Source organism: Flavobacterium shii (assembly GCF_025847235.1).
In the GTDB taxonomy this organism is placed as follows: Bacteria; Bacteroidota; Bacteroidia; order Flavobacteriales; family Flavobacteriaceae; genus Flavobacterium; species Flavobacterium shii.
In genome coordinates this window covers 81,986-103,520 of record NZ_JAOZEW010000017.1, presented here as the reverse complement: position 1 = coordinate 103,520, position 21,535 = coordinate 81,986, and the positions used below count along the sequence as shown (strand labels likewise).

At 31.7% G+C, this 21,535-nt stretch carries 20 protein-coding genes; 14 read left to right on the top strand and 6 right to left on the bottom strand.

The window, feature by feature from the left end; genetic code table 11:
* Positions 1-169: 169 nt before the first annotated feature.
* On the bottom strand, positions 170-2,512 hold the full coding sequence (locus OIU83_RS16140; RefSeq protein ID WP_264207292.1) for a hypothetical protein: 2,343 nt from the start codon (positions 2,510-2,512) through the stop codon (positions 170-172).
* Positions 2,469-3,578, bottom strand: a complete 1,110-nt coding sequence (locus OIU83_RS16135) for a hypothetical protein (RefSeq protein ID WP_264207291.1) — start codon at positions 3,576-3,578, stop codon at positions 2,469-2,471. The genes OIU83_RS16140 and OIU83_RS16135 overlap by 44 nt, the downstream gene beginning before the upstream one ends.
* 145 nt (positions 3,579-3,723) lie before the next feature.
* Here OIU83_RS16135 and prmA point away from each other — a divergent pair, with 145 nt between their 5' ends.
* From prmA to creD, 14 genes are all read left to right on the top strand, one after another.
* Positions 3,724-4,557: a 50S ribosomal protein L11 methyltransferase gene (prmA, locus tag OIU83_RS16130; protein ID WP_264207290.1), complete on the top strand. Its 834-nt coding sequence runs from the start codon at positions 3,724-3,726 to the stop codon at positions 4,555-4,557.
* A gap of 135 nt (positions 4,558-4,692) precedes the next feature.
* Entirely contained in the window at positions 4,693-4,968 is a 276-nt protein-coding gene (locus OIU83_RS16125; protein WP_264207289.1) for an ATP-dependent Clp protease adaptor ClpS, read from the top strand.
* A 69-nt stretch (positions 4,969-5,037) separates the two neighbouring features.
* Positions 5,038-6,309 (top strand): sterol desaturase family protein, encoded by a 1,272-nt coding sequence (locus tag OIU83_RS16120; protein ID WP_264207288.1) that lies wholly within the window; start codon positions 5,038-5,040, stop codon positions 6,307-6,309.
* A 9-nt stretch (positions 6,310-6,318) separates the two neighbouring features.
* A complete protein-coding gene (locus OIU83_RS16115) occupies positions 6,319-6,996 on the top strand; it encodes a lysoplasmalogenase (RefSeq protein WP_264207287.1) in 678 nt (225 codons plus the stop codon).
* Between the two features lie 146 nt (positions 6,997-7,142).
* The gene (locus OIU83_RS16110; protein WP_264207286.1) at positions 7,143-7,592 is read left to right on the top strand and encodes a 2-dehydro-3-deoxyphosphooctonate aldolase; all 450 of its coding nucleotides are present in this window, start codon (positions 7,143-7,145) and stop codon (positions 7,590-7,592) included.
* A 462-nt stretch (positions 7,593-8,054) separates the two neighbouring features.
* A complete protein-coding gene (locus tag OIU83_RS16105; RefSeq protein WP_264207285.1) occupies positions 8,055-8,525 on the top strand; it encodes a hypothetical protein in 471 nt (156 codons plus the stop codon).
* Positions 8,526-8,887: 362 nt separating this feature from the next.
* On the top strand, positions 8,888-9,706 hold the full coding sequence (gene kdsA / locus OIU83_RS16100) for a 3-deoxy-8-phosphooctulonate synthase (RefSeq protein WP_264207284.1): 819 nt from the start codon (positions 8,888-8,890) through the stop codon (positions 9,704-9,706).
* Positions 9,707-9,723: 17 nt separating this feature from the next.
* Positions 9,724-10,632, top strand: a complete 909-nt coding sequence (locus OIU83_RS16095) for a hypothetical protein (RefSeq protein ID WP_264207283.1) — start codon at positions 9,724-9,726, stop codon at positions 10,630-10,632.
* Positions 10,633-10,715: 83 nt separating this feature from the next.
* Positions 10,716-11,321, top strand: a complete 606-nt coding sequence (locus OIU83_RS16090; RefSeq protein WP_264207282.1) for a hypothetical protein — start codon at positions 10,716-10,718, stop codon at positions 11,319-11,321.
* A gap of 31 nt (positions 11,322-11,352) precedes the next feature.
* Positions 11,353-12,042, top strand: coding sequence for a YiiX family permuted papain-like enzyme (locus tag OIU83_RS16085; RefSeq protein WP_264207281.1), 690 nt, complete (start codon positions 11,353-11,355; stop codon positions 12,040-12,042).
* Positions 12,043-12,045: 3 nt separating this feature from the next.
* Positions 12,046-12,342, top strand: a complete 297-nt coding sequence (locus OIU83_RS16080) for a winged helix-turn-helix domain-containing protein (RefSeq protein WP_264207280.1) — start codon at positions 12,046-12,048, stop codon at positions 12,340-12,342.
* A gap of 63 nt (positions 12,343-12,405) precedes the next feature.
* The gene (locus OIU83_RS16075) at positions 12,406-12,858 is read left to right on the top strand and encodes a hypothetical protein (protein ID WP_264207279.1); all 453 of its coding nucleotides are present in this window, start codon (positions 12,406-12,408) and stop codon (positions 12,856-12,858) included.
* Between the two features lie 4 nt (positions 12,859-12,862).
* Positions 12,863-13,180, top strand: a complete 318-nt coding sequence (locus OIU83_RS16070; protein WP_264207278.1) for a hypothetical protein — start codon at positions 12,863-12,865, stop codon at positions 13,178-13,180.
* Positions 13,181-13,201: 21 nt separating this feature from the next.
* On the top strand, positions 13,202-14,554 hold the full coding sequence (creD, locus tag OIU83_RS16065) for a cell envelope integrity protein CreD (protein ID WP_264207277.1): 1,353 nt from the start codon (positions 13,202-13,204) through the stop codon (positions 14,552-14,554).
* A gap of 246 nt (positions 14,555-14,800) precedes the next feature.
* Here creD and OIU83_RS16060 read toward each other — a convergent pair whose 3' ends face one another.
* The 4 genes from OIU83_RS16060 to bglX form a co-directional block, all read right to left on the bottom strand.
* Complete coding sequence (locus OIU83_RS16060; RefSeq protein ID WP_264207276.1) at positions 14,801-16,183, bottom strand: M20/M25/M40 family metallo-hydrolase; 1,383 nt, start codon at positions 16,181-16,183, stop codon at positions 14,801-14,803.
* A 150-nt stretch (positions 16,184-16,333) separates the two neighbouring features.
* Positions 16,334-18,268 carry a discoidin domain-containing protein gene (locus tag OIU83_RS16055; RefSeq protein WP_264207275.1) on the bottom strand — a complete coding sequence of 645 codons (1,935 nt, stop codon included), beginning with the start codon at positions 18,266-18,268 and terminating at the stop codon, positions 16,334-16,336.
* A gap of 87 nt (positions 18,269-18,355) precedes the next feature.
* Complete coding sequence (locus tag OIU83_RS16050; protein WP_264207274.1) at positions 18,356-19,141, bottom strand: glycerophosphodiester phosphodiesterase family protein; 786 nt, start codon at positions 19,139-19,141, stop codon at positions 18,356-18,358.
* 89 nt (positions 19,142-19,230) lie between these two features.
* Positions 19,231-21,531 carry a beta-glucosidase BglX gene (bglX, locus tag OIU83_RS16045; protein ID WP_264207273.1) on the bottom strand — a complete coding sequence of 767 codons (2,301 nt, stop codon included), beginning with the start codon at positions 21,529-21,531 and terminating at the stop codon, positions 19,231-19,233.
* Positions 21,532-21,535: the final 4 nt, after the last annotated feature.

The following is a 21,535-nucleotide window of genomic DNA, read 5'->3' as shown; positions in this document are numbered from 1 at the left end:
ATGCAAAGTATGCCTCGATTCTGCATTGGATTAAAAGCACGCAAAGATTTACGCCAAGTATATAAAAAATACAAAGCTTTGCGGACTTTGCAATTTCACAAAGTCTTACTTATAAAAACTTTGCGTGCTTTGCGGTTAAATCATAATCTGCGTTCCTTTCTAAGATAATCTAATTTATAAATGCCTTTAAAAGCGGGCAATTATACTGCTTGAATGTTCTTGTTTTACTATACAATGAATAAAAATCGGTTATTTCTTCTCCCGATTTAAACGGCATTCTTTCTGTATCCGAAATAGCAAAAATTCCGTAATAGTCATAATAATTACATTCGAAAATCATCAAACTAGCCAATGCCTTTTCTTCTTTATTTTTGGATAATTCCAATACCTTTTCGTAATACATTTTAGCCAGTGTACATCTGTAATAATTGGAATTCTGATATTTCATTTCGGCATCATGATTATCCTCTCCATATACATAATCCGAATAGTTTTCTCCACCAGAAGAAGACCAATCATAAGCCAGCATCATCCAGGAATTCCCCCAATAGGAAACATTAAAATAAGCATGCGCCAATTGTAAATTACTTGCTGCAGTATTCTCCTTTTTTAACTCGATAAGTTTAGCTATAAATTCGGCTTTATTAAAACGATAATTAAATTTTCTTTCTTTCTCCTTTTGTAAAACTTTAGGAACAAATGGGTTCTCGTTAAGATAATTTCTATACTCATAATTTTTTTGCCAAAAACTAGCTGGCATACTGGCAAAAACCTGATAAGCTATAGCCAGATTGTTTTTTCTAAAAGCAATAGTACCTTTTACATCTTTATAAAAATTTACATCTGGCGCTGTTGTTCCCGCACAAATATATTTTTCAAATGGTGTTTTATCTTCTTTTTGGTACAATGCAATTAAGTTATCCATATCATCTAGAGTTGCATACCTTTCGAAATAGCCGGTATAGCTATAAAATGATGGATTATAATACCAAGAGTCCGAACCTTCTTTTTTAAGATCGGATTTTAAAAACAATAAACCAGCCGTAGCTTTATCTCCTTGTTTAGAAAACTCATTACTAGCAATTCGATACAAACTATATAAATTTTTAAGCAAGCTATTATCGTTTTCAACTAAATCCTCTATGGCATTAAAATAATTAAAAAGTTTATTCTGCGTTTTTTCATCCTGTAAATTATCCTGTTTCAATGCAACCAAAGCCAATTGAATATTCTTTTGCATCTGAATCGAAGCATTTGCCTCATCAGAAATCATTGCAACATATTTTTTCCCCAAATCAATTTCATCATCAATAAAACACAATTGAGCAATAGCCGACGCCATAAAATCTTTTTGCTCTCCCGAAACCTTAGCATGAATAGAAATCAGAAAATCCCTCAATTGCCTTAAATAGTAGGTATCTTTATTGAAATTTTCTTCCTTTGCCTTTTCATAATTATCATACCAGCTCATTTCATCGAAGTTTACTGCCGGAACTTTATTAACTGAATATTTTGGGGTAAAAATCCAATCTTCGAGTTTGTTTATCTCTCTTTGGATCAGGAAGCTAAAATAAACACTGTTTGAATTTAATTTATAAACTTCTTTAATCGTTTTTAAATCAGGCGCAGGATTTCGCAAACTTTCGAGAATCAAAATCATATTTCGCTCCTCATCATTTTTTGCCAAATTTAGTGTCGCAGCAGTTTGTTTGAAATTATAATGCAGCATTACCGCGTATGATTTATCATCGCAAGAAGCAAAAACTTTGCTCAGTAAATAATTTTGAAGAGGGAAATCATCAATACACAACGCTTTATAATACAAAGCCCAAGGTTCCAGAATTGTATTCTTATTGTCGGCAAAATAAGTATCATATAAACGTATAACTTCGGCTTTATCTGAGTTATAAAAACGATCTCTTAAAATAAGAAAAGCATAACGTTGCTTTAAGAAAGAATCTTTTGCTTTTAAAATCTTCTGATTATAACTTCCTAACGCTACTGTATTACCATTTTCCTGATAACTTTTTATACTATTCCAAGATTCCCATTTTGAGTTTGGAACATTATTATATTCTAATTGTTTAGCAAATACTAGATAATCAAAAAATGATTTATTTTTAGGAAGCAGTAAAGTTGCAATAAAAGTATTTTTAGCAAATACTTTCTTAAGCGTATTAGTGTGATAAGCAGCCTGAAATTGATCAGAATCTGTTTCGTACAAAATTGTATGAATATCATCTGTTGTTACTTTACTACCTATTTTTTTTTGCCATTCTAAGCAATTTAATTCCTGATCTTTATTAGAAACCATATTAACTTCATGGAAACTATTTGCCGAATAACAAAAATAACGCAGTTTTAAAAATCCTTCTCTTTCTGACTTAAATAAAGCCAATCGACTTGTTTCTGCCGATTCATACCAACCACAAGCAAATGAAACCTGAAAAAAAAATAATAAAATAAAACTACTGAAAATGCGCATAATACTCGGATATATTTTGAACACCATAATCATGAATGTATTTTTTATCAAACGAAAAGAAAGTAACTTTCGTGTGATTATCCATAGGTATTCTATTTTTTACAATCGAAATCATTTTGTTTATCTCCTCATCTGAGATTTTTTCGATTCTTACTTCATCTCCATTTCGTAAGTAAGTCTGCCCTATTAAAACATCATCTTGAAGTAGATACTTATTAGGTGCTACCTTTTTATATCGTGTAGTATCTTTTACAAACTCATCATAATCTGATATAATCCCTTTAAACTGATTCCCTCGAAAAACTACCGACCAACTATATAAAGGCAATGCAATATCTAGATCTAATTCATAATCACTATGGGTTATATATTTTGCCAATTCATCACTTGTTCCAATAGAATTCTTGGTTTTATAATCATTGGGACTTGATAAATTATAACACATCAATAATCCTCTATCCACAGGTGGAATTCCAGCTTTTTCAGAATATTTATATTGCCATAACCTTATGGTTGCCGCTAATTTGGAATTTTTAAATTCTGATTTAATTTGTTTTAGTAAATAAAAATAATTGTCTTTGGATTTTTCTGTCCAATCACAATCTACTAAAATCTCATTAAAATAAGGTTTTAGCTTTGCTAATTCGATTGCTCTTATGGAGTCGAAATTCAATCTTTTTTTGGATTCTCCTTTTTGTTTATCGTAATCCGAATATACAATTTTACCCGCCTTTGCCTCTGCTTTACGGATAATATAACTCTCCCCAATTTCCTTTATCCTTTTTTGGATACGTATAGCCAAACTATCCAATTGTGCTTTATTAGATTGCAAAACGACATCATTGGTAATAAAAACACTTGGCGTAATATCAAGATCATTTTCATTAAAATCTATTTGTCTTATCGTTGCTACCGGAAGCGGTTCTTTAGTATATGGATTCCAGTCAACATCAAAAAAACGAACATACATATGTTTTAAATTCAAATTCTTACAAATTGTATCTTCTTCATTATCAAAATAAGCATTTGTTTTCCAATAACAAAAAGAACGAATTACTTCTTGTTTATCGTCACATCCTGAACTATTGATCATTAGAAATAATATAATAACAATTAGACCCTTCATATTCGAATAATACTTACAAATTTTAAGCTAAAGTAATGCTTAAAACAATAACGTTATTCATTTTTTTAAACAATTTCAAGTTTCGATTGCTACCTTTGCAAAAAAAATAAATATGTCAAACATTTATATCGGGTATCACTTTACAATTGAACCTAAAGAACTAGGGTCTGAAATACTAATTGCCGAATTGGGAGAGAAAGCTTTTGAGAGTTTTACCGAAACCGAAACTGGAATTTCTGCCTTTGTGCAAAAGGATTTATGGGATGAAGCTATTTTGGAAGATATTCATATTTTACAATCAGATGAATTCAAGATTGATTACACATTCGAAGAAATCGAACAAGTAAACTGGAATGAAGAATGGGAGAAAAACTTTGAACCTATTGATGTAGATGGAAATTGTCATGTACGTGCTCCATTTCACCCAAAAACCGATGCAGAATATGATATTGTAATCGAGCCGAAAATGAGTTTTGGAACTGGTCATCACGAAACAACACACATGATGATTCAGCATTTATTAGAAATGGACGTTAACGGAATGAAAACTCTGGATATGGGTTGCGGAACTGCTATTCTAGCTATTCTTGCCGAAATGAAAGGAGCTCAGCCAATTGATGCTATCGATATTGATAACTGGTGTTATTTAAACTCTATAGAAAATGCAGAACGCAATAATTGTAAACATATTACCGTTTACGAAGGAGATGCAGCATTATTATCAGGCAAAAAATATGATTTAATTATTGCCAATATCAACCGTAATATTTTGCTGAACGACATGCAAAGTTATGTTGATTGTCTGAATCCAAAAGGAACCTTATTATTAAGTGGTTTCTATGAAGAAGATATTCCTTACATCGATGCATCTTGCACTGAAAAAGGATTAAAATATGTTAAAAAATTTCAAAGAAACAACTGGGTTTCATTAAAATACGTAAATTAGATAGTCAATTATCTGACTATTTAATGGCTCAATAAATTGCGAGCCAAACAGATTTGTACCGATTTTAGCTTTTTAAAATGTGCAAAACTGTGACAAAAAAATTAGTAATTACAACAGTACAAAAAACTAAAAAAGATGAGTACTAAAGAGAAAGTAAGAGAAAAAGTTCGGGAAAAAGAGACAATATCTTTTAACAACGAAATCATTGTATATAATGATGATGTGAATACTTTTGATCATGTAATAGAGACTTTGATCCGCGTATGTAATCACACACCTGAACAAGCAGAACAATGCTCGCTGATTGTACATTATAACGGAAAATGTACTGTAAAAACAGGTCCTATGGATAAATTAAAACCCCAATGTACCCAACTTTTAGAAGCTGGTTTAAGTGCAGAAATCGTTTAATTTAATTATCAATAATTTAAAAAATTGTGTAATTTATTCTATATTTGAATAAATTACACAATTTTTTTTATGGAAGAATACGGTAAAATACTAATTATTGCAATGCCAGTTTTTTTATTATTAATCATAATCGAAAAATCTTATGGCATATATAAAAAACAAGATCACGTTCCTCTTATTGATAGTGTATCTAGTATAAGTTCGGGAATTACGAATTCGGTAAAAGATGTCCTTGGACTTACCATTACTTTTATTTCCTACGAATGGCTTGTTTCCAAAATTGCTATTTATCACATAGAAACTACCTTCCTTACCTATCTTGTTGGCTTTTTTGTAATCGACTTTTATGGTTATTGGAGTCATCGCTTAACGCATCAAATTAATTTTCTTTGGAATAAACATGCTATTCATCATAGTAGTGAAGAATTTAATCTTGCATGCGCACTGAGGCAACCTATAGCAAGTTTTGTGAATTTGTTTACTTTTTTACTTATTCCAGCTGCTTTGTTTGGTATTCCCGCAACAGTTATTGCTATTACATTACCCATTCATTTATTTTTGCAATTTTGGTATCATACCAAGTATATAAAAAAAATGGGCGTTCTGGAATATATTCTCGTAACACCTTCTCATCACAGGGTTCATCATGCTATAAATCCTGAATATTTAGACAAAAATCATTCACAGATTTTTATATTTTGGGACAAACTTTTCGGTACTTTCCAAGAAGAACTAGAATCTGTTCCCCCTGTTTTTGGAATAACAAGGCCGGCAAATACATGGAATCCTATCCGAATCAATTTCCAGCATTTAGCGCTATTGATTAGCGATGCGTGGAGGGCCGAAAACTGGAAAGACAAATTTACAATATGGTTTAAACCAACAGGTTGGCGTCCCGAAAATTTTGAAGAAAAATATCCTGTAAATAAAATTACCGATGTATATAATTATACTAAATATGGAACCGATAATTCTAACAAACTTGTTTATTGGTCGATAACCCAAGTTATGATAACACTATTATTTGTAAGCTACTTGTTTAGTAATATTGCCAAAATTGGTTTTCCTAATATTTTTTATTATGGCTTTTTTATTTTCATAACCATTTACAGTTATACCGAATTAATGGATAAAAACCGTTTTGCTATTTTGTGGGAAAGCTTACGTTTAGCAACCGTTCTGGCAATTATTCTTTATTTTGGAGATTGGTTTGGGCTCAATTCTATTTTTCCTTTTGGTAATATTGTTATTATCGGATATCATATTATTTCTTTACTAGTCGCGATTTACTTCATAAAAGTCGATTTTAAAACCATAAAACCAGTTCTGGTAAACTCCTAAAAGTAAATTATGAAAAGTCCTTTATTCTTAAAAATATATGTTGGTTTTAGTATTATCTATCTTTTAATTCTTCTTTTTAATCTTGAAAATATAGCTTGGTATTTAAAAGGTTTTCTTATTCCGATTTTATGGCTTGCTGTTTATTTTTCAGAGAATTTTCCATCAAAAAAAATACTTCTTGGTGCTTTGTTATTTTCATGGATTGGTGATGTAATTTTATTATTTGCCGATAAGGCCGAAATCTATTTTATATTAGGCTTAGTGGCATTTTTAATATCTCATGTTATTTATATCATTCTATTTAACAAACAAGATAAGCCTAAAGTCAAAAAAAATAAAAACCTTTATAATGTTGGTTTTGTAGTTATCCTGATTTATTTAGCCCTGATGCTAAACATCTTATTACCAAAATTAGGCGATTTACAAATACCTGTGATTGTTTATGCATTAACTATCTCAACAATGCTTCTGTCTGCTTTTAGTGGCTATTTAATTTGGGCGAAACCCGCTAATTCATTTATCCTCATTGGTGCAATTATTTTTGTCCTTTCGGATAGTATTCTGGCAATGGATAAATTTTATGAACCAATATATAAAAGTTCGTTTTTTATTATGCTCACTTATCTTGTGGCACAATATCTGATTGTAGTTGGTATATTAAAATTGAATTCAGTAAAAACAAAATAAAACACGGATTAAACAGATTTACATTAATTTTTCACTTACCAATCTTGCTAATTGGGCAGATTTTTTTTTAATCATTTTAATTCATTAAATCTGTGGCTTATTTTATTAAAACCTTTTACATTTGTACCATTAAACCGCCAAAAACCATGAAAAAAATAGCTCTTTTTATCGTTTTACTCATTACTGCTACGTCGTGCGTGAGTACAAAATCTACCTTGAAAAATGTGGATGATAATGCACCAAACCTAACCTTAACAAAAGACAATACCTTTGTAATTACTGCACATAGTAAAGACAAAAAATATGGTTATGACAAAGATTATCCTATAAATATATTCTACAGAACATCCAAAGATGAAGTTATTAATCAACAACGATTTTTAAACGCACTGGCAGGACCAAACGGCGAAAAGATAACTTATACAAAACTAGAAAGCTGCTGCCCTTTCCCAACCAAAAGAAGCGATATGGGAGCTGGATTTCTAGATGTTTACGAATTGAAATGGGAAGGTCAGAAAAAACCAATCAATTTATATCTTAACATCTACGAAAAAGGAATTTTAATGGTACCACTTGGGTTGACTTTGAAGAAATAGTTCAGTCTAGAAAATAGAAGAAAGACTTGGAGATTAAAGATTCTCACTATAGAGATATGTTTACAAAGACTCAAAAAAATAATTTAAACTAATAATAATAATGTACGGAATATCGTGTTTCATTTTAATTATTTCTCCACTACTCTTTCAAATTATATTTGGCGTAAAAGCTATCGGAGAAATAATTAAACTAAAATTATGGGCAATATCTTTAATTAGTGTTTTTTTACAAATAGTACTCACTGGACTATCACTTTCTATTGCTTCATACGATCTTGACCAAAATCACAATCAAAACGAATATAACTGTGAAATCCAAGCTACAACAATTGTTGCACTCTCATTATTTTTTTTTATTTTACTTATAATAACAATTATTATACAGTATCTTATTAAAAAAATTTACGAGAAGAAACTTAGACAACTTAAATAGTTTCTAATCATAAAACACAATTAATCAATATGTTAAAAACAGAAACTGCCTTTGTCATTTTCTTTGTTTTAGCTATAATTGTATTTCCGTATTATATCTTTTATTCAAATTCTGATTTTTTGTCATCCCTGCTTTCAGGTTTAATCGCTGTCGATTTTGCTAGAGTTGTTGCGGCATTGATTAAATTTATTGTTTTGTCTGTGGTAACCTTTTTTTATTGGAAACTTTCGAGAATAACCGCTGAAATAAATTTCAAAAAATTCACAATCCAACTTTTACTGACTATTCCTGGGGTTCTGATTTCAAAAATTAATCTTTATCCCTACCTTGATTTCAGTACTCTTTATCCTGATTTTTTTATTTCTCGAATTCAAATCGTAGTAAGTATTAATATTTTCACAAATACGCTATTTTTCCTTGGACAAGTTTTGTTTGGAATCTTTTATATAAAACTTCGAAAGACCATCATTGTTGCTACAAATAATAGCAAAAATTCTTAGTTTCATTAAGATACCAAAGAAAAAAAACTACAAACCACACAAACAATCAGATACGCTATAACATGATAAATATCATTTATTAGCTTCTTACAATGACTTAATATTGTCCACGATTACCTCACTTAACTTTATTTTTATGGTGTTTTGTGAACTTTATTTAAAGTGGAAATCATTTTTTGAGAAAGCCAATTTTTCTGGGATTTACAGAGCAACCCGCGGAAGTTTCTGTAAAGACCAAGAAAAAAAGGTTTTAGAGAAAAACATTACAACGGATAGCGGGAGAAGCTTCTTAAAAAAATCTTAAATCTTAATCTGTAAATCGCAAATCATAACTACATTTGCACTTTCAAAAATTTCAAACTATGAACATACAACATATTCCACAAATTAAGCATACAGATAGCGGTAATTTCTTCTTACTAGCAGGCCCTTGCGCTATTGAAGGTGAAGAAATGGCGATGCGTATTGCTGAAAAATTAATTGGTATTACCGAAAAACTTCAAATTCCTTATGTATTTAAGGGGTCATTTAAAAAAGCAAACCGCTCCAGAATCGATAGTTTCTCTGGAATTGGTGATGAAAAAGCATTAAAAATATTAAGAAAAGTTTCTGAAACTTTTCATGTTCCAACCGTTACAGATATCCATACTAATGAAGATGCTGATTTGGCTGCTCAATATGTTGATGTTTTACAAATCCCTGCATTCTTAGTACGTCAGACCGATCTTGTTGTGGCTGCTGCCAATACTGGAAAAGTAGTAAACCTAAAGAAAGGACAATTTATGAGTCCGGAAAGCATGAAACATGCCGTACAAAAGGTATTGGATTGTAATAATCAAAACGTAATGGTTACAGATCGTGGTACTATGTTTGGTTACCAAGACATGATTGTAGATTACAGAGGAATCCCAACTATGCAACAATACGCAACGACTGTTCTAGACGTAACGCATTCATTGCAACAACCTAATCAAACTGTGGGTGTAACTGGTGGAAGACCTGATATGATCGAAACCGTTGCCAAAGCTGGTATCGCTGTAGGTGTTGATGGAATTTTTATCGAAACTCATTTTGACCCGGCAAATGCCAAAAGTGATGGTGCAAACATGTTGCATTTAGACTATTTTGAGGATTTAATGACCAAACTAGTTGCCATTAGAAAAACTATAAATCAATTTTAATTTTTAAACTTACTTCATTGAAAACTAATTTTTTATTATTTTTCTTGTTGTGTTTTTCAATAAACACTTTCGCACAAGAACAAATAGCAGTACAAGACAAATACACGGCGCATAATAAAGGAAAATTTTTCATTTCCTGGGGTGGTAACAGAGATAGTTACACTAAATCTGATGTGAACTTTAGAGGGAAAGATTACAACTTTACAGTTGATAATATGGCTGCTCACGATAAGCCAAAAGGATGGCATCTTGATTATGTAAATCCGGCAAACATGACTATTCCTCAGACTAACTTTAGAATGGGATATTTTATTAGCGACCATTACAGTGTTTCTATTGGTTGGGATCACATGAAGTATGTAATGAGCCAAAATCAAACAGCTAATGTTACTGGATATATTGATTTACCTGCTGATCAAGCTGGATCTTATTACAACGGAGTTTATAATAATACACCTGTAGACATGTCTCTACATGGTGCTCAGGAAGGTGGTTATGATAAAGGTACTATCCAGGGAAATCCTCCTGCTTTTTTAATGTATGAGCATACAGATGGTTTGAACTATATTAACACGGAGGTTTCAAGACATGATGATATTTCGAAATGGTTTGGTTTACCAAATACTGACAAAGTACAAATTAACTTAACTGAAGGTTTAGGTATCGGAGTTTTATATCCTAAAACAAACACAACTCTTTTAGGAAAAGAACGTCATGACGATTTTCACATTTCTGGATATGGATTATCTGCAAAAGCGGGAATTAACTTTACCTTCTTCAAATATTTCTATATTCAAGGTGAGCTAAAAGGTGGATATATCAATATGCAGGATATTAGAACCACTACAAGCAACGATGACAAAGCATCTCAGAACTTTTTCTTTTTACAAAGAATTATTGCTGTAGGAGGTATTTTCAGAATATAATTTACAAGCTTATTAAAAATAGTTATCATTTTATTTGGTAACTATTTTTTTAATTATTTACTTTGTAATTCAAAGTACTTTATATGAAAGATAAATATTTACAGGATATTAGTGAGATAAAAAACATGATGAATAAATCTTCTCAGTTTATTTCATTAAGTGGTTTATCGGGTGTTATGGCAGGAATATATGCTCTTATTGGTGCACATATCGCCAATGGACTCATAGAAAGTCACCAAGGTTATTATATAACACTGGAGAGTAAAACTTTCAAGTTAATTGTTTTAACTGCTTTTTTGGTACTATTCTTTTCTATTGCAACAGCAGCAATATTAACTGTAAACAAAGCAAAGAAAGAAGGAGAAAAGATATGGAATACAACTTCCAAAAGAATGTTGATCAATTTTTTGATTCCACTTATTACGGGTGGGATTTTCGGCTTACTTTTGTTACGACATGCTTATTATGGCTTAATTGCTCCTGTCACTCTCCTATTCTACGGATTGGCTTGTGTAAATGCAAGTAAATATACTTTGAGAGATGTACGTTATCTGGGAATTACAATAATTATTCTGGGATTAATCGCTACTGAATTTTCGGGTTATGCATTGGAATTTTGGGCATTAGGTTTTGGAGTTTGCCATATTTTATACGGAAGTATTATGTATTTTAAATACGATAGAAAATAATTTTTAATCACTACCATTAAAAAATAAAAACATGAAAAAATTAAAATATATTTTTGCCGGTGTTACCTTAATAATCAGCTTTTGTTGTGCATTATATATAACAAAACAATTTTTTCCTGTCGACCCATTTTCGAAAACAACCACTGAAGATCCAAAATTAAAAAACCTACAATTAGATAAAATTCAGGCAGGTGATTTAGTTTTCCAAACCTCTCTTTCCAGTCAGGCCGAAGCAATACAAATTGCTACCAACTCCAAATTTTCTCATTGTGGAATAGTTTATATTATAGATGGTAAACAGTTGGTTTTTGAAGCTGTAGAACCAGTAAAACTAACTCCTCTTATAGAATGGATTAAGCAAGGAAAAGACGAAAAGTTTATTGTAAAGAGATTAAAAGATTCAACAGCTCTAACCCCTACAACTATTGAAAAAATGGAGATTTACAGTCGAAATTTTCTCAATAAAGATTACGATTCTTATTTTGCCTGGTCTGATGATAAAATTTATTGCTCCGAATTAATTTGGAAGATATATAAAAATGGTGCTGGTATCGAATTGTGTCCGTTACAAAAACTGAAAGATTTTAATCTAAAAGACGAAAGAGTTAAAGCTAAATTAAAAGAACGATACGGAAATAATATTCCGCTTGAAGAAAATGTAATATCTCCTTCGAACATCGCAGATTCAAAATTATTAAAAACCGTAATTGATACCTATTAAAAATTGAAAAGCATCATTCAAAATATAAATAAGGCCTTTGACCATCGAATTCGACTTGGAATCATGTCTGTATTGATGGTCAATGATTCGGCTGATTTTAGCACTCTGAAAGAGCTTCTAGGCGTTACAGATGGTAATCTTGCAAGCCATGCTAAGGCATTGGAACTTGAAAACTATATCGAAATACAAAAACAATTTATCGGCAAAAAACCCAACACAAGTTATAGGGTTACCAAAGAAGGTAAAAAAGCGTTTGTATCTCATATAGATGCACTTGAAAAATTAATACAGAAGAAGTGAGCCTTTTTTTTACTCCGTTACTTTGAAATACAAAGTACTTTTAAAAAACTAAACGCATTAAATATGAGAGATATAGTAATAGAAAAAATGTATGAATGGTCCCGAAAACCGTATCAGAAATACATAAAAAAAAATGTCCCATGGGAGATTAACAAAACCGAATTACTCACATTTCCCAAAGAAAGTTTGGGATATAGATTAGGCGATTTTCTACGTAGAAACAATTTTGATATCCAAGCCAAATTAGAAGATCATGATATCATTCATGTTTTAACAAACACAGGGACTACTGTTATAGAAGAAATTGGAATGCAATATTATCTTTTGGGTAATCGTAAAAAGAGCTTGTATTTGTTTATGGTGATTCTATCGGGAACTATCTTCTATCCTACTCGACTGGGTTATTTTTTTAAACAATATAAAAAAGGAAGAAATGCGATGCCTTTTTATTATCTGGATTTCTCCAAAATGTTATTAACACCTATTTCATCAATCCAAAAAACTTTTAAAATTTAAAACCATGAAAAATACCATTACCGAAGAAGCATTTGAGGGCAGACCTGCAATTGAGTTAACAGTTGGGAGTTTTATAATCTGCTCTATTTTATTTACACTATATGTGCTTGTAAAAGACAACTCTTACATACTAATTGTCGGGTTTCTTTTTACTGTTGCAGCTTTATTTCTTAATGTTATAATGTTGTTTCATTTACTGGGAAGCTTCATTAAGTTACCAAATCAAAGAGAATATATAGGCTGCAAAATTTTAATTCTATTATCTAATATCCCGATTGCACTTTTATACTATACAATCATAATGAAGCTTAATTTATTATAAAAATCTTTAAATAATTTTACAATGGAAACACAAGAAACACCAAAATCAAATTCAATTTTTCAGTCAAACACAGCCAAAATGATTATGGTTGGTTTACTTACATTATTCTTACTTATCCCACTAGAATATGTAAAAAGTTTAATCTCGGAACGTTCCTCAAGACAAAATGGGGTCATTGCCGAAATTAATGATAAATGGGGTCAAGATGTATATATCTATGGGCCAATATTAAAAATTCCATATACATCTTATGAAGAAACGGTGACTGTAAATGAAAAAACTAAAGAAACTGTGAAGCAAAAAGTAGCATCAACAAAATATGCCTATTTTTTTCCTGAAGAATTAGATATTAATTCGGATACAAATACTAAAATTCTTAATCGAAATAATTATGAAGCGGCAGTTTTTACCACCAATATGAAATTTAAAGGTAATTATGTGCAACCTAATTTCGGTATTAAGAATATTGCCAACGAAAATATACAATGGGATAAAGCAACAATTTTAATTAAGACCACTAATCTAAAAAGTATAAAAGATGAGGTTAAAATTAAACTCGGAGGTACAAACTATACTTTTGAACCTGTATATAACTCTACTAAACTTGATAACACCGAAGCACTTGAAACGAGGTATGTTGATTTGACAAAAATATTTTTTGGATCTAATTCAAATTTTAATTTTGATATTACTTATAACGGTAGCGAACAAATAAAAATAGTTCCAATCGGGAAAACTACCAAGGTAAGCATGAAATCAAATTGGACTTCACCAAGTTTTACAGGGAATTTCCTCCCAGATGATAAAACTAAAAAGATAACTAAAACTGGCTTTACAGCAAATTGGAAAATTTTGCATATCAACAGAGCCTTTTCACAACAAGCCTTTGATATTTTACCTGACTTAAACACCTATAGCTTTGGAGTAGACTTTGTGATTCCGATAGATCAGTACCAACAAAATGAACGTGCATCTAAATATGGTTTTCTGGTTATAGGACTTACGTTTTTGATATTCTTTTTAATCCAGAATATGAGTAAAATAAGCATCCATATTTTCCAATATTCCATGATTGGTTTGGCGTTAATTATGTTTTACACTCTTTTAATCTCAATAACTGAGCACAGTAATTTCACAAAAGCTTATGTTTTATCTGGAATAGCCGTTGTATCGCTTATTACTGCTTATTCATTTTCGATTTTAAAGAATAGAAAGTTCCCAATGTTTATTGGCTTTTCACTCACAGGACTGTACACTTTTATCTATGTTATAATCCAATTAGAGAATTATGCGCTATTGGTAGGCAGCGTAGGGTTATTTTTAATTCTTGCAGCCGTAATGTATTTTTCCCGAAAGATAGACTGGGGTAAATAATTAAGATTAGACAACATCTATTAAAACCTCTCAAACCTATAGAAATTTTCTTTAGCTTAAAACAACTATGTAACTGATATAAGTTCATTTAAGAGAAGTGTTTAAAAACTTATATTTCCTTAAATCGCTTACGTGGTTTTAAATGGTTTTATTAACTTTTAAAGTTAAAACTATGTCTGAAGTCTATAAAAAGCAAAAACCACTTATATAATTAAGTGGCTTTGCTTTTATCTATAAATAATGAGACTATTTTGTCAAGATTCCGTTTTGATCAATAAGATATACTAATGAAGCCATTGTTGCTGCTCCAAGTTCTAATTCTCTTTTGTTTATTGCATCAAATTTATCGTTTGCAGCATGGTGATAATCAAAATAGCGTTGTGAATCTGGTTTTAAACCAGCTTTAACAAGCGGCTTAGTCGACGTTAAATGTCCAATATCCGAACCACTGTGCCCTTTTACAAAACTATGAATTAAATAAGGCTCAAATAAGCCTTTATAGCTTTCTATTTTCTTGAAGTTATCATCATCAGTTTCAAAAGAGAATCCTCTTGGACTAAATCCTCCTGAATCGCTCTCTAAAGCAAAAATATGATTTTCTTTATTTTTTTGTGCCATTTCTTCGTACATGGCTCCACCTTTACCTCCGTTTTCCTCATTCATGAATAAGACAACACGAATTGTATTTTTAGGTTTGTAACCTAGATTTTTAAGGATACGAACCACTTCCATACTTTGTACTACACCAGCTCCATCATCATGAGAACCATCTGCCAAATCCCAAGAATCAAGGTGTCCACCAACAATCATAATATTTTCTGGATGCTCAGTTCCTTTCATTTCTCCAATTACGTTATGAGATAATACGTCTGGTAATTGCTCACAAGATTGTTTAAAATAAAATTTTAAAGTTGGATTTTGTTTTAATGATTTACTCAATAATTCGGCTCCATTAGTACTAATTGCAGCTGTTGGTATATACTCAGATTTTGGTAAATCACCATAACTTTGAACTCCTGTATGAGGGAAATCATCTAATCTTAAATTCATCGAACGAACGATTGTTCCTACTGCACCAAATTTAGCTGCTTCTTTTGCACCAGCATATCTTTGGTCAACACAACCTCCGTATGATTTAAAAGTTTCAACATTTTCAGGATCCATAGGTCTGTTAAAGAACACTATTTTACCTTTTACTTTAGCTCCCAGATCATTTAATTCTTTAATCCCTTGTACCTCTATTACTTCGGCAGTAATTCCTGTTTTTGGTGTAGCAATCGAACCTCCCAAAGCAGTAATTGGCACAACAGTTTTTGTTTTATTATCTAAAATATAAGCTGTTTCTTTTTCTCCACGAACCCAATGTGGTACCATTACTTCTTGAAGATATACTCTGTCCAGCCCAATACTTTCTAATTGATTTTTTGTGTATTGTACTGCTTCAGCAGCATTTGTAGAGCCTGATAATCGGCTTCCAATATCATTTGATAAATACTCTAACCAAGTATAACATTTTGAATTGGTTAAAGCTGATTTGTAAATTGATTTAATATTTTTCTCATCTGGAGTTTGTCCAAATGACACTAATCCTGTTAAAAATAAAACAGTTAATAAAGATGTTTTTTTCATTGGTTATATAGCATTTTTTTTGAGGTTACTTATTCTCTTTTTTTGCCAAAAAAACAGGTTTTCGGCATTTTTTTGGTCTTTAAGCAAAGGAACAAAATTCTTTACAACTCAGCTGGATTTTCCAAACCTTTTCGCTAGATTAAATAAAAATTATTTCACTTCGATAATCTCATTTTTCACACTAATACCATTTTCATTAAAAGCTTCAATTGTAAAATAATACTTAGTTCCTTTATCTAAACCTCTAAAGTCATATGAACTTTCATCATAAACCATTATACTGTTGTACAATTTATCAGGTTCAATTCCGTAATAAATAGTATAACCAATTGCATCTGATTGTTTCTTCCAATGAATCATTGCATTACGAGAATCTGAGAAATTTCTTTCTACTTTAAATTCAGAAACTGACTTTGGTTTTTCTAATAATCCATTTCCAAAGACTCTGAAATCCGACACTGCAAATAATCCTGATGCGTTATGAATATTTTCCATTTTTATGTAGCGAGCCTTAATTGCTTTTGTTAGTTCTACATAATCGTGAGGAGCGTCTTTATCATTCTTGGATTTATCTACAACCAAAGTCCAGTTTATGGCATCATCAGACATATAGATTCTATATTGATAATAAATATCCATTGCCTTATTGTATTGCGTTGCTTTATGATCGGCATAATTTATTTGCAAAGCATTTATTTGCATTTTTCTGCCTAAATCTAGTTGCAACCATTCGTCCGAATTACTTGTTTTTGCAGACCAATACGTCTGAATATCTTCATCGGTTAAATTCTTAGCATCATAGCAAATTTTTTCAAATACTTTTTTTCCACCAGTATCAACTCTATGTGTTTGAACTTCCATACATTCCTCTGAAGAAGAAACAGTCACTGGTTTTTTATACGAAAGTAACATCCAGCCTGCAGAAGCTCCTTTAGTCTGATCTCTTTGTTTTGTTGGCAATACGATTGGAAAATCTCCGTAAGATGTAATAGAATACATTACATCATCTTTATCAAATCCTGCCGGAAACATATCGATACGACGCTCAAAACGGTCTTTTATCGAAATTTTGCACGTTCCGGTATTCCAGTAATTCCCATAATTATCGGCAAAAGTATTTCCGTGTCCTGCTCCTATTACAAAACCTCCTGGTTTGTACGACATCGGGTTGTGTTTTTGATACACAAATGGTCCTAGCGGATTATCGCCTACATGAACACCATTGGCATAGCCTTTAAACTCTGTTGCCGGAGCTCCATATTGCATATAATATTTTCCATTGTGTTTGGTCATCCAGGCTCCTTCAATAAAATTACCCCAAGGTGCAGGTTCCATATCGTTATTAGGTCCAAAACGTTCCCATCCATGTGCTGTAGGATCTAGATTCACAACTGCTTTCATTTCGCCATATGGATATTGAATATCCTCTACCTCGGTTGCTTCATATAGTTTTTTATAATCTTCCTGATTCCCTTTTGGCAACCATGTTTTATAATCTACTTCGGCTCCTACTAGAGGTAATTTCCCGCTTGAACCGTAATACATATACACTTTTTTATCATCATCCTGAAAAATTGCAGGATCCCAAGTTGGTAACATTGCAGTGTCAACATGTCGCAACCATCGTCCAGATTTCGGATCGGCTGTTTTCCAAACCGGATGGTCTTTTTTCCAGGTTGAACCTACATAAAACAAAGTGTCATTTACAACCCAAGCAGCAGGTGCACATTGATCATCATCGGCTGGACGCCTTTGAAAACTACCATAAACAAATTTCCAGTCGGACATATCTTTACTCCAGAAGAATCCTGCTTGATTTGTTGCAAATAAATAATATTCGCCTTTATAATTAATTATAACCGGATCTGCACTAGAACGACGAGATTCGGGAATGCCGTTGTGGTTTTCGGTCGTGTAATTGTACCCAATATTTACTGGATTACAGTAAGTTGATGCTGGTTTATTAGGATCAAACCATTCCGTTTTTCCAAGAAGATTTGTTTTAGGTTCAGATGTATTAATTTTACATCCAACCAAAAGCAATAAAAATGCTATTAAACACAGTTTGTATATGTTTTTCATCATGTTATTTTATATATAAGTTTAGTAGAATCTTATACGTTGGGAATAATCAATAAAATTTTATTCAACGGATTATAATCTTATAAAAATCTATTTTTTAATTTTTATCCTTTCAGTTAATAACTCTGGCTCATTGGTCGTTATATAGTTAAAATTATTCTTAACAATCCAGTCCATATCACCGACCTCATTGACTGTCCAAACATTTAAAGTGATATTATTATCCTTTGCTTCTTTTATCCAATCAGGATTTTTTTTAAAAACAGAATAATGATAATCAACTCCCGAAATATTATCTAATTTAACTTCTTTTGGAGATTTATTACCCTCCAGATATTGCAACGAAGTTTTACTATCTACTTCCCGTATTTGTTTTAGTATTTCATAATCAAAACTAATATAAGAAGTTATTTTTTCGGCTTTAAGTTTCTTAACGGTTTCAACGGTTTTCAAAGCAATTTTTCTTCCTCTCTCTTTACTTATTCCCGAAGGTTTTATTTCGCATACCAAAGTTGTACGCTTATTATCCTTTTTCCCTTCTAGAATATACTCTCTTAAAGTTGGTAACTTCTCTCCATTAGAAAGTGTAAACTTAATTAAATCGGCGTATTTTGTTTCCTCGATAATTAACTTGTTGTAATGTGGATCATGATTTACTACAAGTGAATCATCGGCTGTCATGACAACATCAAATTCAGACCCTGCAAGTTTTAAATCGATAGCATGCCTAAGAGATGCTATAGAATTTTCGGGTAAATTGTTTTTTTTCCATGCTCCACGATGTGCAACAATACCATTTTTTGTGACATTGCAAGAAGCAAAAACAAATAGTATCAATATAAAAGAAAATGCTTTAAATCTTTTTATAATATTCATTGTGTGAAATTTAAATCTTAAACTAAAAAAATGGCCCTTCGTAACCAATAACGAAGGGCCAAAACATGAATCAATCTAACCAACCAATTTTAATTGATTAACTCAAAACTAACTTTCTTCTCTGCATTTGAGTCAGTTCCAACGAAAACATCGAATTGACCTGGCTCAGCAATAAATTTTAAGTCTGAATTATAAAATTTCAAATCTTCAACAGAAATTTCAAAATTCACAGTTCGTTTTTCTCCTTTTTTAAGGTCTATTTTTTGAAAACCTTTCAATTCTCTTACTGGTCTAGTAACAGATCCTACTAAATCTCTTATGTATAATTGGACTACTTCTTTACCGTCATAATTTCCTGTGTTTGTAACATCAACAGTAACATTTAATTTTCCCGTGAAATTCATTTTATCAGATGAAATTTTCAAGTTTGAATAGTCAAAAGCTGTATAACTTAATCCGTAACCGAAAGCGAATAAAGGCTCATTTCTTTCATCGATAAAGTTAGATCTGAATTTCTCAAATTTACCTTCTTTGTTTACAAGTGGTCTTCCTGTATTTTTTTGGTTATAATAAATAGGCACTTGTCCTACGCTTCTTGGGAAGGTTGCCGTTAATTTTCCTGAAGGATTTTCATCTCCAAACAAAATATCTGCAATAGCGTGTCCTGCTTCACTTCCTGCAAACCAAACATTAAGAATAGCTGGAACTGTTTCATTTTCTTCTTTTATTACTAATGGACGACCATCAAATAAAACTACAACAACTGGTTTTCCTGTTTTTAATAAGGCTTGCAATAAATCTTTTTGCGCTTGAGGAATTTCTAAGTTAGTTCTACTACTACTTTCTCCACTCATCTCTGCAGATTCTCCAATTGCTGCAACAATTACATCCGATTGGTTTGCAACTTTTAAAGCCTCGGCAAGCAATTCTTCTTTGGTTCTGTTATCACGGTGTAAAGTTTTACCAAACATTGTTGCTTTCTCTTCAAATGTAGCATCATAATCAAGGTTACTTCCTTTAGCATAAAGCACATTTGTCGATTTACCCGCAACATCTTTGATTCCTGCCAATAATGAAATAGCAGTTTTCATATTCGTAGCAACACTCCAAGTTCCCGGCATATTTTCTTTTGCATCTGCCAATGGTCCAATAACTGCAATAGTTCCTGATTTTTTTAAAGGTAATAACTGATTCTCATTTTTTAATAAAACCAATGATTGAGAAGCAATCTTTCTAGCTTCGGCTCTATGACTTGCTGTAAAAACTTCCGTTTTTGCTCTTTTTTCATCACAGTATTTATATGGATCTTCAAACAATCCTAGATCATATTTAGCTTCGAGAATAAGACGTACAGCATTGTCCAATTGTTCCATGCTTACTTTATTCTCCGTCAATGATTTTTTTAATGTAGTAAGAAATCCTTCTCCTACCATATCCATCTCAACACCCGCATTTAGTGCCAATGCCGATACGGTTTGTAAATCCCCCATTCCGTGTTCAATCATTTCTGGAATACCTGTAAAGTCTGTTACTACAAATCCTTTAAAGCCCCATTCTTTTCTTAAAACATCGGTCATTAACCATTTATTTCCAGTTGCTGGAATTCCGTCAATTTCATTGAAAGATGCCATAACCGAACCTACCCCTGCATCCACAGCTGCTTTATACGGAGGAAAATAATCATTATACATTCTTATTCTACTCATGTCTACCGTATTATAATCACGTCCTGCTTCTGGCGCACCATATAAAGCAAAATGTTTTACACATGATAAAATCGTATTGTTTTTAGAAAGATCATGTTGTTGGTATCCATTTACCATTGCTTTTGCAATTTGACTTCCTAAAAATGGATCTTCTCCTGAACCTTCAGAAACCCTACCCCAACGTGGATCACGAGAGATATCTACCATCGGAGAGAAAGTCCAGTTAATTCCATCGGCACTAGCTTCCTGAGCAGCGATTTGAGCACTTCTTTCTATCGCTTTCATATCCCAAATACAAGATAATCCAAGCGGAATAGGAAATGTAGTTTCATAACCATGAATAACGTCCATTCCAAAAAGCAATGGGATTTTCAATCGGCTTTTTTCAACTGCAATCTTTTGTACTTCTTTTATTTTTTGAACTGATTTAATATTGAAAAGCCCACCTACTTTACCTTCTTCAATATTTTTAGCAACATTAGAACTATTAGCCTGACCTGTTGTTATGTCTCCTGAAGTTGGTAAATTTAACTGTCCGATTTTTTCATCTACTGTCATTTTTGACATCAACTCGGAAACGAACTCTGATCTTGGCTTAATTTTTACCGTTTTTTTGGCTTCTTTTTTTTGAGCGTAACTCAAAAAAGCACATCCTAAAAAGAGTATTACTAATTTGTTTTTCATTCTA

Excerpts from the sequence above, each read along its gene's own strand:
- OIU83_RS16060 (WP_264207276.1), bottom strand. The coding sequence starts at position 16,183 with ATGAAAAAAACATCTTTATTAACTGTTTTATTTTTAACAGGATTAGTG.
- OIU83_RS16085 (WP_264207281.1), top strand. The coding sequence starts at position 11,353 with ATGAAAAAATTAAAATATATTTTTGCCGGTGTTACCTTAATAATCAGC.
- creD (WP_264207277.1), top strand. The coding sequence starts at position 13,202 with ATGGAAACACAAGAAACACCAAAATCAAATTCAATTTTTCAGTCAAAC.
- OIU83_RS16050 (WP_264207274.1), bottom strand. The coding sequence starts at position 19,141 with ATGAATATTATAAAAAGATTTAAAGCATTTTCTTTTATATTGATACTA.
- OIU83_RS16125 (WP_264207289.1), top strand. The coding sequence starts at position 4,693 with ATGAGTACTAAAGAGAAAGTAAGAGAAAAAGTTCGGGAAAAAGAGACA.
- OIU83_RS16105 (WP_264207285.1), top strand. The coding sequence starts at position 8,055 with ATGTTAAAAACAGAAACTGCCTTTGTCATTTTCTTTGTTTTAGCTATA.
- OIU83_RS16140 (WP_264207292.1), bottom strand. The coding sequence starts at position 2,512 with ATGGTGTTCAAAATATATCCGAGTATTATGCGCATTTTCAGTAGTTTT.
- OIU83_RS16075 (WP_264207279.1), top strand. The coding sequence starts at position 12,406 with ATGAGAGATATAGTAATAGAAAAAATGTATGAATGGTCCCGAAAACCG.
- bglX (WP_264207273.1), bottom strand. The coding sequence starts at position 21,531 with ATGAAAAACAAATTAGTAATACTCTTTTTAGGATGTGCTTTTTTGAGT.
- OIU83_RS16055 (WP_264207275.1), bottom strand. The coding sequence starts at position 18,268 with ATGATGAAAAACATATACAAACTGTGTTTAATAGCATTTTTATTGCTT.
- OIU83_RS16110 (WP_264207286.1), top strand. The coding sequence starts at position 7,143 with ATGAAAAAAATAGCTCTTTTTATCGTTTTACTCATTACTGCTACGTCG.
- OIU83_RS16135 (WP_264207291.1), bottom strand. The coding sequence starts at position 3,578 with ATGATCAATAGTTCAGGATGTGACGATAAACAAGAAGTAATTCGTTCT.
- prmA (WP_264207290.1), top strand. The coding sequence starts at position 3,724 with ATGTCAAACATTTATATCGGGTATCACTTTACAATTGAACCTAAAGAA.
- OIU83_RS16090 (WP_264207282.1), top strand. The coding sequence starts at position 10,716 with ATGAAAGATAAATATTTACAGGATATTAGTGAGATAAAAAACATGATG.
- OIU83_RS16115 (WP_264207287.1), top strand. The coding sequence starts at position 6,319 with ATGAAAAGTCCTTTATTCTTAAAAATATATGTTGGTTTTAGTATTATC.
- kdsA (WP_264207284.1), top strand. The coding sequence starts at position 8,888 with ATGAACATACAACATATTCCACAAATTAAGCATACAGATAGCGGTAAT.
- OIU83_RS16120 (WP_264207288.1), top strand. The coding sequence starts at position 5,038 with ATGGAAGAATACGGTAAAATACTAATTATTGCAATGCCAGTTTTTTTA.
- OIU83_RS16070 (WP_264207278.1), top strand. The coding sequence starts at position 12,863 with ATGAAAAATACCATTACCGAAGAAGCATTTGAGGGCAGACCTGCAATT.